The following is a 15,755-nucleotide window of genomic DNA, read 5'->3' on the forward strand; positions in this document are numbered from 1 at the left end:
TATGCAAGCTATCCAAACAGCAATAGCCGATCTTTTAATTATAGAACCCAAAGTATTCGGTGATGAGCGTGGTTTTTTTTTCGAGAGCTTCAATCAAAAAGTCTTTGAGAGTATCACAGGACTATCCGTCAACTTCGTCCAGGATAACCACTCCCGATCAGCTCAGCATGTACTGCGTGGACTACATTATCAAATCAAACAACCACAGGGCAAGTTAGTTCGTGTGGTGGCAGGAGAGGTATTCGATGTGGCAGTGGATATTCGCAAATCATCACCTACCTTTGGCTTATGGGCGGGCGTCGTTCTTTCTGCCGAAAACAAACGAATGTTTTGGGTACCGGAAGGGTTTGCCCATGGCTTCGTCGTACTGAGTGAATATGCAGAATTTCTATATAAAACAACAAATTATTGGGCGCCTGAATATGAGCGTTCTATATTATGGAACGATCCCGACTTAGCTATTGATTGGCATCTTAACCAGAACACTCCTATTTTGTCCAAAAAAGACCAAGAGGGCTCGCTCTTTGTCAAGGCTGAATTGTTCTCATAAAAAATTTTTTTGGTGGGCAAGAATAGCCACAGTGACAACGAGTTGACCGCTATCCAGACAAGCGCGATCCCTTTGTTTGAATCTGCCTAATAAAATCCAAAAATACAATAGATTGAGCAGGATAGCCAGGTTTTTTGATTTGCTTAATATTTGCATGTTTTTTAAGTTAATCAAGTATAATAATGAGTTGTTATAGTAAAAAATCCACAAAAAAGGAAGGCAATAATGTCTATAAATCGTGTTACTTTCTTCCCGGTCGGCAATGGAGATACCACCTTAATCGAAGCGAATGATAAAACGATACTTACTGATATCAATTATCGTTGCGAGCGACATACGGATCGCTTTAGAACATCCATTGATGTTAACGGTAATATAGGAAATGCTGCCACTCTTGGGCTAGAGGAGGCGTCAAAACCGTTCCAGTGGATCTACTACGACTTTGCGCTTGATCTTCAATATGCTTGTTATCAATCCAGTTATCGGAGTAATCGAGAGTATCGATTGTCGCTCTTAGTTTTGACTCACCCAAATCAAAACAACCTGACCGGTTTTGACAAACTTTTTTATTGCGGTGACCCTGCTGAATTCGAGGATCGGCCAAAAGAAGATGATAAATTGATTCTTATCGAAGAGATATGGATCAACCCTTGTTTTACAGACTCCAAATATGAGACTGATGAATCTACACCAGTATTTCAGGAGATTAAACGTAGGCTGAATCTTCAAGGTAGTAAGGAATCAGAATTGAATGGCAATAGAATTAGCAAATTGGAAACAACATCATCATCTGGATTAGTTAAAACTTTCTCGCGAAATATTGAAGCGCATGTTCTTTCTCCTGTCCAAAAAGAAGGTGAAATACCCAAAGCTATATCTGGTAAAGATCAACCTGATGTTAACGACAGTAGCGTGGTCATACGTTGGACAGTTAAAGTTTTCGGTGGAACGAATCGCATTATGTTAGGTGGGGATACGACAGTCGAGGTTTGGGATCGTATTTGGCAAGATTACAAAAATAATACCGATAAGCTGAGTTGGCATATCTTGCTTGCACCGCATCACTGTTCTATTGATGTTATGGCGCGAAAAAATCAGGAGGGCAAGTATGAGTATTCAGAGAATGCACTTAACGCGCTGGGCCAAGTTGAGGATGATGGTTTCGTTGTGTCAAGCAGCAAAGAGATCAAGCACAATGATAACTTGCTGCCTAGTTGGGAAGCCAAGCAAAAATATCTTGGAATATTGAAAGATGTGGATGGAACTCGGTTTTTAAACCCTGATACTCGCGCGAACGCCCCTTTGCTTTACTCACCACTTCAGGATGATAAACCTGAGCCAGTAGTGTTCACCTTGACCAAGGAGGGGCCTTCTCTCGATGAGCCTGCACCTGCTTCACCGCACACACCTCACAAAATAGTGCCGGTTGAAACTGGCAATGACGAATTCGGCTATAAATGGAATATGAAAGTATAAAGTCCTCTTTCCTCAGTCCAAACAATAATTAAGTTGAATGGAGTGAGGATGGCCGATCAACAAGTAGTGAAATGATGTTCAGCCTCTTAAGCTGAACAAAAAAATTTCGCTACTGTTGAATGACGGCACTCAAATTCTCTATGGAAGCCATTATCTCCAATGAAACAAAGATTCACTTTAGATGATGTTTCTCGCGTACCGATAAATTCATCCAAAATTGTCGCACCACCGGTTACTGTCTGGTTCATCACACCTATATTTTGTTCCTGCTCTGCAAGCAATGCCTGCGGGTTATATATTGAACAATAGCGGAGAAATGCCGTGGGTAAAATTACAGAAATTTTGAACGCCGCGCAAAAACGCGCCAAAGAAATGAATTTACCCTATGAGGGCGCCCTGCTGCCGAATGAGGCTTACGAAATACAGCAAGCTGCGCCCGGCACCAAGCTAGTTGACGTACGCACACGGGCTGAATTGGACTGGGTGGGACATATCCCCGATGCAGTGGAAATTGAATGGGCTACATATCCCGGTATGAAACTCAATCCATATTTCATAGCACAGCTTGAACAGCAGGTAGACAAGGAGGCATTGGTATTATTCATATGCCGCAGCGGTGGCCGATCTCATAATGCCGCTATAGCTGCGACCGAAGCAGGTTATGTCGAATCCTACAACGTGCTGGAAGGCTTTGAAGGCGATAAGGACGCCAACAAGCACCGTAATGTGCTGGGTGGCTGGCGCGCACGTGAATTACCGTGGGAACAGAGCTAACCATAGGACTCTCGATAGCCAAGACTTGAAAAATCTACCATTCTATAACACCGCTATAGGCGGTAACCAAGACTAGCAGGCCGAATACAATACGATACCAAGCAAACCCCACAAAAGTATGATTGGAAATAAATTTAAGTAAGGCCGCTACTGCCAGATAGGCGCTGACGAACGCGGCAATAAAGCCTACTACGAATACTGGTAGATCTGTGGCTGATAGCAGATGCCAGTTCTTGTAAAGATCGAGGACGGTTGCCCCGAACATAGTAGGAATAGCAAGAAAGAATGAAAACTCGGTTGCAACTCGACGATCAAGTCCGAAAATCATCCCGCCCATGATAGTTGCGCCGGAGCGAGAAACGCCAGGAAACATGGCCACCGACTGAGCAAATCCCACCTTGATTGCATCCTGCCAGCGCATATCTTCGATACTTTTAATGTGTGGGTGAAACGCTCGTTTCTCCACCCACAGAATCACCAACCCTCCCCCGATTAGCGCCATCGCTACCGTATAAGGATTAAACAGATAGGTTTTGATCCAGTGGTGGAATATTAGTCCAAGCACGACTGCTGGCAGAAATGCCACCAATAAGTTACTGGCAAAGTGCCAAGCAACCGGCTCGCGCACTACTAAGCCACGCGTCACTGCCAATAGTTTGGCTCGGAATTCCCATACCACTGCCAAAATCGCACCCAGCTGAATTACGATCATGAATACTTTTCCCCTCTCATCATTAAAGTTGAGCAAGTCACCCGCAATAATCAGGTGACCAGTACTGGAAATGGGCAGGAATTCGGTCAGACCTTCAATAATGCCGAGAATAAAGGCTAGAATAAGCGGGGGGATATCCATAATAATTTAGATGCGTATCACGTAGGCGCGGGCCACTCTGGCATGGTTTCCAATTCGGGATGAGTTAGTTTTAACACCGCCATAGAGCCTCCTGGCATACTTGAGCCAACCGGTACCAAAGCACAAAATTCGACATTCAGTGTCCACGAACCCCCGTCTTTGGCTATTACCTGCGCCTTCAGCACACGGTCATCTGGCACACCTTCAAGAGCCTGTCTTAATTCACCGATAGTTTTCATAGTTTTCCTCTTTATTGTAATAATCCAATTTAACGGCAAAAAAACGTATCACTACATGCCCTTATTATATTGACGTTATGCATCAAATTTTTTGTTCGTGAACAGATTCACTTTTTCGCCAAACTGTTGGGCAAAATTACGCATTGACTTCGCTACTTCCGTTTCTCCGGTAGCCCGTTCGAAAGTATCAGCCATTGATAAAAAAGTCTGGTGATAAAACTGACACATTTCATCAACCATCATGTCTTTGGTCCAGAAATCAATTCGCATTGTATTGTTTTCCTTAGTATCCCAAACTGAAATCATTACGCCTTTGCTCGTGTTGTGCTCCTTTGCATCAGAAGCAGTCCAGTCTATTTTTTCTGCCACCATGTTGTCGTCAAGAGTGACTGTAAATTTAATTTCAGATTTCGTCATTTTTAATTAATTCCTTAAAAAATTGTTGGTTGAAAGGCTTTAAGCCATTGACTCCCCCAGTAACGTATGTACAGGCAGGGCGATCTTGATGCGGCATTTTTGTATTCTTGAAGTCTGTACCAGCCCGTTATGCACAGAATAGACTGGTGAATTGCGAGTATTGATGTAACTGAAAAAAGTTTATAAGCTTAACTTAAAAAAATGAAATATTAAAAATATTATGCAAAGAGAATTCAGGTGAATATGTAACAGTCCCTGAAGTAATAGTACTGGGTTATCGATGTGTTAGGAGGAGGGTAACTTTGAGTGGTTTAATTACTTTTTAAAGCAACAAATTTATTTTCCATAACCAGATTCATTTTTTCACCCAGCATCTGGGCAAAATTTCGCATCGCTTGCGAGGTTTCCACATCTCCGGTAGCACGTTCAAAATTATCTGCCATGAATAGAAGACTTTGATGATAAAACTTTTTCATATCCCCTTTCATCATGTTTTTGGTCCATAAATCAATACGTAGCGTATTTTTCTCTTTGGCATCCCATAGAGCAATCATTATTGCATTAGCGGCTGTAGTTTGTTCCTGAATATCAGATGCGCTCCAGTCTATTTTTTCGGGTACTTTTTTGCCGTCGAGGGTAATGGCGAATTTAATTTCAGATTTTTTCATTTGGCATTGATTTAAAGACGCCGTCGAAAGTCAGTGGGAAGTTTTCAGGCAATTAAAATATAGTCTGATTTGCAGTGATTCGTTGATTATGTATCAACGATTAAAACCAATGTCGCATTGGATGGATTATTACAGTTTTATTGAGTGGAAATTGAATTAAAAGGGCCTTAAGCAGGTATGCTCTTGATTCTGGTAATGCGTATTACCTCGGGTATTCCGCGCAGACCGCGCATCACGTTGGCTAAGTGTATGCGGTTGCTCACCTGCAAGGTAAAATAGAGTGTAGTGTAATTACCTTCGTTAGTGAAGTGAACGTTTTCAATGTTGGATTCGGCATCGGCAATCGCAGCTGCTACCTTTGCCAAGACGCCGCGCTGATTGGCTACGATTAATTTAATACTCACCTCAAAGGGTCTGTTGATGTGCTTGTCCCACACCACGTCCAACCATTTGTCCATGCCGCCGCGTCCCTTGCATAACACTGGGCAGTCATGTGTATGAACTACCAACCCTTGGCCTTTTTTGATAAGGCCGATGATAGGGTCCCCTGGAATGGGGCGACAGCATTTAGCAAACTGTACTGCCATACCTTCCGTGCCAAGGATAGTGATTACGCCGCTGAGTGCGTGATGCTCTTGTGTACCGGCCTCTCCGATACGTGCAAGTTGACGTGCAATAACCATGTTAAGGCGGCGTCCCAAAGCAATATCAGCGAAGATTTCTTCACGCGATTTTACCCCCGTATCCTTAAGCAACTTTTCCCAATGGTTGTTTTCAATATCCTGTTTTTTAAGACCAAGTGACGATAGAGCTTGGTTCAGAAGACGCTCCCCCAGCGCAGAGGATTCGTCAAAGTGCATAGTTTTAAGTGCATGCCGAATCTGGCTGCGTGCCTTGCTGGTGACTACATAGCCGAGCCATGCGGGATTAGGGTGAGCATGCGTCGCGGTGATGATTTCCACACGGTCGCCATTTTTCATCTCGACACGTAATGGTGCTAGCTCAAAATTTACTTTGACCGCCACACAGCGATTGCCAATGTCGGTATGCACACTATAAGCAAAGTCCACAGCCGTTGCGCCACGTGGCAGCGCGAGAATTTTTCCTTTAGGAGTAAACACGTAAACTTCATCCGGGAATAGATCCACCTTCAGATGTTCAAGGAACTCCACCGAATCGCCGCTCTGACTTAAGCTTTCCAATAAGCTTTGCAGCCACTGGTGGGTCTTCTTGTGCAGATCATTGAATGATGTCTGCGCAGTTTTGTATAACCAATGCGAGGCAACACCAGCCTCAGCTATTTTGTGCATTTCCTGAGTACGAATCTGCACTTCGATAGGAGTACCATATGGCCCAAACAGAGTAGTATGCAACGACTGATAAGCGTTCGCCTTAGGGATAGCGATGTAATCTTTAAACTTGCCGGGAATCGGTTTATATAGCGCATGTAGCAATCCCAGCGCCAAATAGCAGGAGGGTACATCATCCACCATCACGCGAAAACCATAAATGTCCTGTACTTGGGCGAAGGCCAGCGATTTTGCCTGCATTTTCTGGTAGATGCCATATAGATGTTTTTCGCGCCCTTGTATGTGGGCAGTAAGGTGATGCTCTTCCAAGCGCTGACGAATGGCTTCCTGGATTTTACCTACAACCTCACGACGATTACCGCGTGCGACTTTGAGAGCCTTAGACAGAACTTCATAGCGCTTAGGGTACAGGTGCTTGAAACCTAAGTCTTCCAATTCCTGATAGATGACATTAAGGCCCAAACGATTGGCAATAGGCGCGTAAATTTCCATGGTCTCGCGCGCAATGCGTTCGCACTTTTCACGCGACATCGATTTTAGCGTGCGCATATTGTGCAGGCGATCAGCCAGTTTAATCAAGATGACGCGCACATCACGCGCCATTGCCAACAGCATTTTGCGGAAATTTTCCGCCTGTGCATCCTCCTTGGTCTGAAATTCAATCTTGTCAAGCTTACTCAAGCCATCAACCAGTTCAGCCACCGATTTGCCAAATATATTGGCTACTTCTTCATTACTTATATGGGTGTCTTCCACCACATCATGCAGCAATGCCGCCATGATGGCTTGTGCATCGAGGTGCAGCGGAGTGAGAATTCGAGCGACGGCAATGGGATGCGAAATATAGGGTTCACCGGACTTACGCAGTTGACCTTCGTGTGCTTGACCACTAAATTTAAGTGCCTGCCGAATATGTTCGACATCCTTAGGCTTCAGGTAGGTGGAAACCTCCTGCAAGAGCATTTCGGCGTCGGACATATATGCACCTCTAAAATTTAAATTTGTGAGCATCTACTGCGCAGATTGTCTGCTAAAGTATTCATTTAAACTGTGTACTTGATTTAGAAAAATTTTCTTAAATAAAAATAATCAGGTTCGGATATTAAGAACTGAAACGGATATTCAATTTATAAACTGTATATTTTTAGATTAGTAACTTGAACTTTACATAGAAAATAGCAAGACTAATTATAATTATTTAGAACAATAATTAATCCATATAATTTTATTTCTAATTTTAAGGATGGGTAGATGAACGAAGAACAAGCTGTGCTTAATTTTTTTGCCCAAAAAGAAAACCTGCCCTTGGCACTTAGTGTGGCAAATCAAGTGGATGGAACACGCCAGAAATTGAACAATGACTTCTGGCTGGCATTAAGCGAACGTATCGTAGCAAATACGTCAGAGTGGCGCGTACCAACTACCGAAGATCGCAACGCAACTGAATGCTTAGTTGGACTATATCTGCAACCTGAAACAGAACAAAAGCTCTACCTACGTCCCATGCTGGAACAACAATATCTGGGCGACACCCTACGTATTTACTATGGACTGATGTGGAGTGCTATGCCTACACTCGAACAAAAACAGTTGAGCGCCATTAAAACGCTACATAATACTTTTCAAGAGGCAGGCTTTAAGAGCAATGAGAGTTTCCTGGCTTGGCAATGGACGTCTTATTACCCTCGTAACATGGATTTCCTTCTGCGTTTTTCCACCACTGCGGATGCACTGCTAGATGAAGCCTCAGGTCTAATACAAAACCTGTTAGTGACGCATCGCGATACTTTGCATTTCGCCAACACAGCTCTACGTGAGTCTTCAAGAAGCGCTGCCATTTCAGTGGTATCACTCGACAAATTGCGTGTAAACCTTGAGCGTTAAAGTATGCTCTTAAATTGGATTTTCTAGCTCGAAAAATTGGTGTTCTATACCAAAATGCTCGGCGAGGTGCGCACCCAAAGCCTGGACACCATAGCGCTCAGTGGCGTGGTGGCCAGCGGCAATAAATATCACACCCGTTTCCTGCGCCACATGCACATTTTGCTCGGAAATTTCGCCGGTGAGAAAGGCATCTACGCCCAATGCTATCGCCGCTTCGAAATAACTCTGCGCCGCACCTGTACACCAAGCGATCCGGCGGATAGTGGGGTCACCCTCACCTATCACTAGCGGCGTACGCTGTAAGCTGTGCGCAATTTTCCGCGTCAGTTGTGCCAATGTTTGTGCTTGTACCAACTCCCCATAGCAAGCAATGTCTTGCTCGCCGAAGCGCCCATGCTCCATAAAATCCAAACGTTGACCGAGTTGCGCATTGTTGCCAAGTTCAGCGTGCGCATCCAGCGGCAGGTGATAAGCCAGCAAACTAACATCATGCTGAAGCAAATGTGCAATACGCTGTTTCTTAATTCCAGTTATAGCAGCATGTTCATTAAGCCAGAAATAACCATGATGAACCAGAATGGCGTCTGCATTCCATGCAGTGGCTGCTTTCAGTAAACGTTGAGAGGCCGTTACACCACTGGCGATGCGACGGACTTCTGCTCTACCTTCCACTTGCACGCCATTTGGACAATAGTCACGAAAACGGTCGGGTTCCAGCAAGCTTGCGATATAATCGCGCAAATCATTCAGCAACATGATGTTATCTTTAAATTAATTATTTCGATAATACTTTAAATCAGCCACACTAAAACTAAATCTCTCACTGTTTTTTATACAGCAGCAGTGATTCAACAATTTAAATTTTAAAATTAAAAATTACGTTATACTTTTCATTTACTTATGTGCACATTATTTTTTATTTACTATACAAAATTTAGCATCTATCGGATGCCTAAATAACTACACCGATCGTATATATAATTGCTCAACGCACAAGTATGGCATCGCAGGATGCGACGTATTTTTCCAAACTCATCAATCTCAGTAGCTCAGCACGCAAATTTATGAAACATTCGGCTTAGACCAATAGATCTATGAACAACATAAAACAGTCATATTATGCGTAAATTCTGGCTTTTATTCGCACAAGCCACCACTGTCGGGCTGGCTGTATTATTTGTTATTAACACCCTGAAACCCAGTCTACTATCCTCTGCTGCGCGTAACGGCATCGTCACGCTGCATGAAAATGTAAACACCAGCACCAGCCAAATTCCTGCAGCAGGCTTCAGCGCTGCGGCGCGCAAAGTTATGCCCACCGTGGTTAATATTTTTACCAGCACCGAAATAAAGAAACCCCGACATCCGCTCATGGATGATCCACGCTTCCATTTCTTTTTTGGCGAAGAGTTCGATAATTCTCCACAACGCGGTTCTAACTTAGGCTCTGGCGTCATCATCAGCCATGACGGTTACATCCTTACCAATCATCATGTGGTTGAAGCTGCCGACCAGATCGAAGTGGCTTTGGCCGATGGGCGCAAGGCCAAAGGACGCATTATTGGTTCCGATCCAGAATCCGATCTTGCCGTCATCAAAATTGACCTGCCTGGTACCATCCCGGCTATCACCTTTAGCCGCCCAGACCAAGCGCAAGTAGGCGATATCGTGTTAGCCATCGGCAACCCGTTCGGCGTGGGGCAAACGGTGACAATGGGCATTGTCAGTGCTGTAAAACGCAATCACCTCGGACTAAACACTTTCGAAAACTTCATCCAGACCGACGCAGCAATTAACCCAGGCAACTCAGGCGGCGCACTGGTAGATGTAAACGGTAACCTGATTGGCATCAACAGCGCAATTTACTCGCCCAATGGGGGCTCACTCGGTATCGGTTTCGCTATCCCTGTCAGCACGGCAAAAAAAATTATGGAGCAGATTATCCAAAATGGCTCGGTGACACGCGGCTGGGTCGGCGTAGCTGTGCAGGAACTCACTCCAGAACTAACGGAATCGTTTAACCTCGGCAATATACAAGGAGTGCTAATTTCGGAAGTGGTGCGTGGCAGTCCAGCGGACCAAGCCGGGGTGCGTGCTGGCGACATTCTCACCATGATAGATAATAAACAGCTGCTAACAGATTCAAGCTCTATGCTGGAAACCATTTCCAGTTTGCCACCCGGCAAGGTTGTCGTATTCAAGCTGTTGCGCAATCAGCGTGAAGTAGTACTGGAAGTCAAGGTTGGTAAGCGACCTAGGCCGAAAAAACTGGAATAAAGCTTTAGACTAGAAACTGAAATAAAAGGGATGGTTATCCGTTTTTCGTTTCAACCTCTGTCGAGTCTTTTATCATCCATCCCGCCACCACGATGCCCACTTCATACAATAGCCACAATGGTATGGCGAGCATAAACTGCGACACCACGTCTGGGGGGGTAAGAAGCGCACCGAGAATAAACGCTCCGACAATAACGTAAGGTCGGATTTCCTTAAGCTTGGCGATGCTTACCATATCCATTTTAACCAACACTACCACTGCCACCGGCACTTCGAAGGTAGTACCAAAAGCAAGGAACATCCCCATTACAAAACTCAAATATTTGTCAATGTCGGTCATCACCGCGACGCCCTGTGGTGCTGCGCCACTAAAAAAACCAAATACCACGGGAAACACCACAAAATATGCAAATGCCATGCCGAAAAAAAACAACACCACACTGGCCATAACGAGTGGCAACATCAAACGCTTTTCATGTGTGTGCATTCCGGGCGCGACGAAAAGCCAAGCTTGGTACAATATATAGGGTAATGCAATAAGGAATGCAGCCATCATCGCCACTTTAAGCGGCACAAAAAATGGAGTAATAACATCAATAGCGATCATCTGCCCGCCTTTTGGTAACTTAGCGAGCATCGGTTCCGCGAGTAACGCATAAAGCTCACCTGCCCACGGAACAAGGCATATAAATACCAACAACAGTCCTCCAAAAGCATATAGGAGGCGAGTGCGCAATTCAAGCAAATGGGAAATGAAGCTTTCGCTAGTACTCATTAATCAATAGGAAATCTTTTTTGCTCGGGAATAATCTGCAACGCGGGCTGTGCCTGCTGCACCTCGGCTTGTTTTGATTGAGATACGGCACTATGAGGTTGCTGCACTAACTGGTCTTCCAATACTATTGGATCGTTAATGCTGACTTGCTGATCTGCCTTTTGCCTCAACTGACGTAATTTTTCCTCCTGAATCTGCAAGTTGCGTGCCGCCTCTTGTTGAGCATATAAATTACGTGTCGCCTCTTGATACGCTGATGAAAGCTTTTTAAATTCGAGCTCATCTGCCGAGCTCTCACCACTTGCTCGCACTGAACCTTCGATATTGCCGTCACTCTGTTTACTCAATAGTGATGCGCCCTCATCTCTTTCGCTAGCTTTGGGGAAATTTTTCTGTTCTGAAGTACTCTGTTGCACGGTGGATGATTGCACCTCGGAATTCAATTGCGATTGTTGATTAATGCTCTCCCTAGCCTGCTCCACTTGCTGATTGAGTGACTGCGTGACTTCTTGAGCATGCAGGTTAAGGGTTTGCGTAACCTGATTCACTGCCTCTTCAGCACTCTTGTATTCCTTCTGCACCTTTTCCTGCAACTGACGCAATTCTTCAATTCCTATGTCCCGAGCGATGTCAGCCTTAACGCCGCTGATGTAGCGTTGCCCACGGCCCAACAAATGACCAAGGGTACGCGCTACCTTGGGTAGACGTTCAGGACCAATGACGATGAAGGCGACCACCGCAATCACCATCATCTCGGAGAAATTGACGTCAAACATGGCTGCTAAATAAATCTATGCGTTGGTATGACTCTTGTCTTTAACTTCGCCTTCGATGGTCTGACCACCCTGCTCCACTTGCTTGTGGATATCATCTTTAGACACTTCTGGCTCTGATCGCATACCTTCCTTAAAGCCCTTCATCGCACCTCCTAAATCGCTACCCATATTGCGCAATTTCTTGGTGCCGAATATAAGGATGACAACTAACAATACAATCAACCAGTGCCAGATACTGAATGAACCCATTTTTATTTCTCCTAAAGTTTAAGTGGCGCTAATCCCGCCGCACCATTGGTGGAATATTGCCGCCAATAATATGAATATGCAGGTGAAACACTTCTTGCCCTCCACCCTTCCCAGTGTTTATCACCGTGCGAAAGCCGTTGTTCAATCCCTGCTCTTTTGCCAATTTAGACGTCGACAACAACATTTTTCCCAGTAGCGCCGTATGACTGTCATTAGCTTCCATCAGTGATGCCAAGTGCAACTTGGGGATCAACATGATATGCACCTGCGCAACCGGGTGGATGTCGTGGAAGGCAAGCAAATCGTCGTCATCATACACCTTTCGGCAAGGGATATCACCGCGAACTATCTTGCAAAAAATACAGTTATCCACTCTTGCCTCCTAGACCTCACCTCAACATCCTAATAACCGGATGTAGAAAACCAGTAGATACGTGCCATACCGGTAAATTTCTTCCTGTCAATGAAAAAGTAAAATCTAGGAGACGTCGTCACTCTTACGACCGGCCTTCTCATCAAGCCCGGAAACCCCTACTCGTTGCGCCAGCTCCTTCAATACATCGCTTGCACTCAAGCCATGTTGCGCCAGCAATACCATACAATGAAACCACAGATCAGCGGTTTCGTATACCAAATGTTGTTTATCCCCGCTTTTAGCGGCCAGCAGTACTTCAGTGGTTTCTTCGCCGACTTTTTTCAGGATGGCATCTTCGCCTTTGCTAAACAATTGGGCTACATATGAGCTTTCAACTGCTGCACCTTTGCGCGCCACTATTGTTTCCATCAATTGTTGCAGAATATCGTTTTTCATTACTTATGATTTCTTCTGATAAATTTCGTCGGGCGCTTTAAGTACCGGGTCGATTTCCACCCACCTATCTTTTTCCAGACGACTAAAGAAACAACTGGCTCGCCCGGTATGACAGGCGATTCCGCCAGCCTGCTCCACTTTCAATAAAACCACATCGCCATCGCAATCAAGGCGGATTTCCTGCACTCGCTGAATATTGCCGGACTCTTCGCCCTTGTGCCACAACTTTTTACGCGAGCGCGACCAATATGTTGCCTCACCCGACTGGACGGTACGCTTAAAAGCCTCGCGGTTCATCCACGCCATCATCAGCACGCAACCTGTACTTGCATCCTGTGCGATGACTGGCACTAAACCGTCTGCCGCCCAGCAGACTTTATTCAACCAGATGTCGCTCATAACCGCACCTCAATACCTTGTTGTGCCATATATTGTTTGGCCTGTTGTATCGTGTATTCACCATAATGAAAAATACTGGCCGCCAACACCGCATCCGCACCGCCCAGCTTCACACCGTCCACCAAGTGCTGGAGAGTGCCCGCACCGCCACTGGCAATAAGAGGAATTTCCAGCGCATCCGTCACCGCGCGAATAAGTTGTAAGTCGTAACCAATTTTGCTGCCATCACGATCCATACTGGTAAGCAGGATTTCTCCCGCGCCCAGCGCCTGCATCTTTTTAGCCCATTCCACCACACCGAGACCGGTAGCCCGGCGTCCACCGTGGGTGAACACCTCCCAACGACCAAGCTGTATCTGTTTGGCATCTATTGCCACCACGATACATTGTGAACCATAGCGCCCTGCCGCGTCTGCCACCAATTGCGGGTTGAGCACGGCAGACGTGTTAATACTTACCTTATCGGCACCCGCATTAAGCAGGTTACGCACATCTTCCACTTGGCGCACACCGCCACCCACAGTAAGAGGAATAAAAACTTGCTCGGCCACCTGCTCAATGATGCGAAACAGAATACCACGGTCATCGGAACTGGCAGTGATGTCGAGAAAGGTTAACTCGTCTGCGCCCTGCTCGTCGTATCGGCGCGCAATTTCTACTGGGTCGCCTGCATCCCTCAACTCAACAAAGTGGACGCCCTTGACCACGCGACCAGCGGTTACGTCTAGACAAGGAATGATACGTTTGGACAGCATATTATTTAAGTGAGTGAAGGGAGAATGGAAACCTCAAAACTTAGCTCTACTTAGCTCTTCACATTTCTATTGGTGGTTAATGTATCCGCCAATTTTTGTGCCGCGGCAAAGTTCAAAGTCTCTTCATAGATAGCCCGGCCAGTTATCGCACCAGCAATCCCATTGTCCTGTACCGCGCACAGCGCATGCACATCGTCGAGGTTGGTGATACCACCGCTGGCAATGACGGGGACGGTAAGTTCACGCGCCAGTTCCACAGTGGCGGGAATATTTACGCCAGATAACATGCCATCACGTCCAATGTCAGTGTAAATGATAGCTTCAATGCCATAACCTTCAAAACGCTTAGCCAAATCCAGCACATCATGTCCAGTCACCTTAGACCAGCCGTCCACCGCCACTTTGCCAGCATTGGCATCGAGCCCTACCATGACGTGACCTGGGAAAGCATCGCAGGCTTCATGCAGAAAGCCTGGAGTCTTCACCGCTGCAGTACCTATAATGACATACGCTACTCCGATATCAAGGTAGCGTTCTATGGTTTCTAGATCGCGAATGCCCCCACCTAACTGAATTGGCACATCCAGCCCAACCGCTTCGACGATGCTGCGGACAGCCGCCTTGTTCTTAGGTTTGCCGGCAAAAGCGCCGTTCAGATCAACCAGGTGCAAGCGGCGCGCGCCCTGTTTTAACCAATGCAGCGCCATCGCTGCAGGATCTTCGGAAAACACCGTGGCGTCTTCCATCACCCCTTGGCGCAGGCGTACGCAATGTCCATCTTTTAAATCAATCGCGGGAATAATCAGCATGGCAGCACTATACAAGATGAACAAAAATAAAAAAAATCAAACCGGCACCCAATTCACAAAGTTTTTCAACAACATCAGTCCGGCACCTTGGCTCTTCTCTGGATGAAACTGCACAGCAAATAAATTATCGCGCGCCACAGCACAAATAAACGGTTGTGGATAGCAACTAGTGGCCTGCACAAACTGCGCATCCTGGGGACATACATAGTAACTGTGCACAAAATAAAAGCGCGCGTTCTGGTCTATGCCTTCCCATAGCGGATGGTTACCATGCTGCACTTGATTCCAACCCATATGGGGCACTTTCAACTTATTATTTTGCGCATCGCACAAATTGCTGGCGAAGCGCACTACCCTGCCCGGCAGGATAGACAATCCAGAAATGTCGCCTTCCTCACTGTGTTCAAACAGCATTTGCAAACCGATACAGATACCGAGAAAAGGCTTGGTCCGCGCGGCATGCAGCACTGCCGCTCGCAACCCGCGCGTCTCTAACTCGCGAATACAGTCCGGCATCGCACCTTGGCCAGGGAAAACCACACGCGCCGCCTGTACGACTTCTTGCGGGTCGTCAGTCACCACGATGGACGCAGTTGGCGCAATGGTGCGCAATGCTTGATGCACCGAGCGTAGATTGCCCATGCCGTAATCAATTATCGCAATATCTACCATAGCTGTAAGTGATTTTTATAAATCTAAATCCACAACATGCAATGCTCAATTCTATTGAGCA

General features: G+C 45.9%; 20 protein-coding genes. 5 read left to right on the forward strand and 15 right to left on the reverse strand.

Annotated elements, in window-relative coordinates; genetic code table 11:
* Position 1: 1 nt before the first annotated feature.
* From rfbC to MKZ32_RS13375, 3 genes are all read left to right on the forward strand, one after another.
* On the forward strand, positions 2-550 hold the full coding sequence (gene rfbC / locus MKZ32_RS13365) for a dTDP-4-dehydrorhamnose 3,5-epimerase (protein ID WP_239797721.1): 549 nt from the start codon (positions 2-4) through the stop codon (positions 548-550).
* Between the two features lie 225 nt (positions 551-775).
* The gene (locus tag MKZ32_RS13370; RefSeq protein WP_239797722.1) at positions 776-2,026 is read left to right on the forward strand and encodes a ComEC/Rec2 family competence protein; all 1,251 of its coding nucleotides are present in this window, start codon (positions 776-778) and stop codon (positions 2,024-2,026) included.
* A gap of 321 nt (positions 2,027-2,347) precedes the next feature.
* On the forward strand, positions 2,348-2,800 hold the full coding sequence (locus tag MKZ32_RS13375) for a rhodanese-like domain-containing protein (RefSeq protein WP_239797723.1): 453 nt from the start codon (positions 2,348-2,350) through the stop codon (positions 2,798-2,800).
* Positions 2,801-2,834: 34 nt separating this feature from the next.
* Here MKZ32_RS13375 and MKZ32_RS13380 read toward each other — a convergent pair whose 3' ends face one another.
* From MKZ32_RS13380 to MKZ32_RS13400, 5 genes are all read right to left on the reverse strand, one after another.
* A complete protein-coding gene (locus MKZ32_RS13380) occupies positions 2,835-3,653 on the reverse strand; it encodes an undecaprenyl-diphosphate phosphatase (RefSeq protein WP_239797724.1) in 819 nt (272 codons plus the stop codon).
* A 17-nt stretch (positions 3,654-3,670) separates the two neighbouring features.
* Positions 3,671-3,892 (reverse strand): hypothetical protein, encoded by a 222-nt coding sequence (locus MKZ32_RS13385; RefSeq protein WP_239797725.1) that lies wholly within the window; start codon positions 3,890-3,892, stop codon positions 3,671-3,673.
* 75 nt (positions 3,893-3,967) lie between these two features.
* A complete protein-coding gene (gene gldC, locus MKZ32_RS13390; RefSeq protein ID WP_239797726.1) occupies positions 3,968-4,309 on the reverse strand; it encodes a gliding motility protein GldC in 342 nt (113 codons plus the stop codon).
* Between the two features lie 311 nt (positions 4,310-4,620).
* Positions 4,621-4,977 carry a gliding motility protein GldC gene (gldC, locus tag MKZ32_RS13395; RefSeq protein ID WP_239797727.1) on the reverse strand — a complete coding sequence of 119 codons (357 nt, stop codon included), beginning with the start codon at positions 4,975-4,977 and terminating at the stop codon, positions 4,621-4,623.
* A 167-nt stretch (positions 4,978-5,144) separates the two neighbouring features.
* Positions 5,145-7,265 carry a RelA/SpoT family protein gene (locus tag MKZ32_RS13400; RefSeq protein WP_239797728.1) on the reverse strand — a complete coding sequence of 707 codons (2,121 nt, stop codon included), beginning with the start codon at positions 7,263-7,265 and terminating at the stop codon, positions 5,145-5,147.
* A 273-nt stretch (positions 7,266-7,538) separates the two neighbouring features.
* Here MKZ32_RS13400 and MKZ32_RS13405 point away from each other — a divergent pair, with 273 nt between their 5' ends.
* Positions 7,539-8,171, forward strand: a complete 633-nt coding sequence (locus MKZ32_RS13405) for a hypothetical protein (protein WP_239797729.1) — start codon at positions 7,539-7,541, stop codon at positions 8,169-8,171.
* Positions 8,172-8,180: 9 nt separating this feature from the next.
* Here MKZ32_RS13405 and MKZ32_RS13410 read toward each other — a convergent pair whose 3' ends face one another.
* Complete coding sequence (locus MKZ32_RS13410; RefSeq protein WP_239797730.1) at positions 8,181-8,927, reverse strand: Nif3-like dinuclear metal center hexameric protein; 747 nt, start codon at positions 8,925-8,927, stop codon at positions 8,181-8,183.
* A 363-nt stretch (positions 8,928-9,290) separates the two neighbouring features.
* Here MKZ32_RS13410 and MKZ32_RS13415 point away from each other — a divergent pair, with 363 nt between their 5' ends.
* Positions 9,291-10,448 carry a trypsin-like peptidase domain-containing protein gene (locus tag MKZ32_RS13415; protein ID WP_239797731.1) on the forward strand — a complete coding sequence of 386 codons (1,158 nt, stop codon included), beginning with the start codon at positions 9,291-9,293 and terminating at the stop codon, positions 10,446-10,448.
* Positions 10,449-10,482: 34 nt separating this feature from the next.
* Here MKZ32_RS13415 and tatC read toward each other — a convergent pair whose 3' ends face one another.
* The 9 genes from tatC to hisH all read right to left on the reverse strand — a co-directional run bounded on the left by tatC (position 10,483) and on the right by hisH (position 15,694).
* Positions 10,483-11,223, reverse strand: coding sequence for a twin-arginine translocase subunit TatC (tatC, locus tag MKZ32_RS13420; RefSeq protein ID WP_239797732.1), 741 nt, complete (start codon positions 11,221-11,223; stop codon positions 10,483-10,485).
* Positions 11,223-11,999: a Sec-independent protein translocase protein TatB gene (gene tatB, locus MKZ32_RS13425; RefSeq protein WP_239797733.1), complete on the reverse strand. Its 777-nt coding sequence runs from the start codon at positions 11,997-11,999 to the stop codon at positions 11,223-11,225. Before tatB ends, tatC begins: the two co-directional genes overlap by 1 nt.
* 15 nt (positions 12,000-12,014) lie before the next feature.
* Entirely contained in the window at positions 12,015-12,248 is a 234-nt protein-coding gene (gene tatA / locus MKZ32_RS13430) for a Sec-independent protein translocase subunit TatA (RefSeq protein ID WP_173054732.1), read from the reverse strand.
* Between the two features lie 28 nt (positions 12,249-12,276).
* Positions 12,277-12,621 (reverse strand): histidine triad nucleotide-binding protein, encoded by a 345-nt coding sequence (locus tag MKZ32_RS13435; RefSeq protein WP_239797734.1) that lies wholly within the window; start codon positions 12,619-12,621, stop codon positions 12,277-12,279.
* 105 nt (positions 12,622-12,726) lie between these two features.
* Complete coding sequence (locus MKZ32_RS13440) at positions 12,727-13,059, reverse strand: phosphoribosyl-ATP diphosphatase (RefSeq protein WP_239797735.1); 333 nt, start codon at positions 13,057-13,059, stop codon at positions 12,727-12,729.
* A gap of 3 nt (positions 13,060-13,062) precedes the next feature.
* A complete protein-coding gene (gene hisI / locus MKZ32_RS13445; protein WP_239797736.1) occupies positions 13,063-13,458 on the reverse strand; it encodes a phosphoribosyl-AMP cyclohydrolase in 396 nt (131 codons plus the stop codon).
* Positions 13,455-14,213 carry an imidazole glycerol phosphate synthase subunit HisF gene (gene hisF / locus MKZ32_RS13450; RefSeq protein ID WP_239797737.1) on the reverse strand — a complete coding sequence of 253 codons (759 nt, stop codon included), beginning with the start codon at positions 14,211-14,213 and terminating at the stop codon, positions 13,455-13,457. Before hisF ends, hisI begins: the two co-directional genes overlap by 4 nt.
* A gap of 50 nt (positions 14,214-14,263) precedes the next feature.
* Positions 14,264-15,022 carry a 1-(5-phosphoribosyl)-5-[(5-phosphoribosylamino)methylideneamino]imidazole-4-carboxamide isomerase gene (gene hisA, locus MKZ32_RS13455; RefSeq protein WP_239797738.1) on the reverse strand — a complete coding sequence of 253 codons (759 nt, stop codon included), beginning with the start codon at positions 15,020-15,022 and terminating at the stop codon, positions 14,264-14,266.
* A 36-nt stretch (positions 15,023-15,058) separates the two neighbouring features.
* On the reverse strand, positions 15,059-15,694 hold the full coding sequence (gene hisH / locus MKZ32_RS13460; protein WP_239797739.1) for an imidazole glycerol phosphate synthase subunit HisH: 636 nt from the start codon (positions 15,692-15,694) through the stop codon (positions 15,059-15,061).
* Positions 15,695-15,755 lie beyond the last annotated feature (61 nt).

Origin of the sequence: Candidatus Nitrotoga arctica, assembly GCF_918378365.1 — a bacterium.
GTDB lineage: Bacteria > Pseudomonadota > Gammaproteobacteria > Burkholderiales > Gallionellaceae > Nitrotoga > Nitrotoga arctica.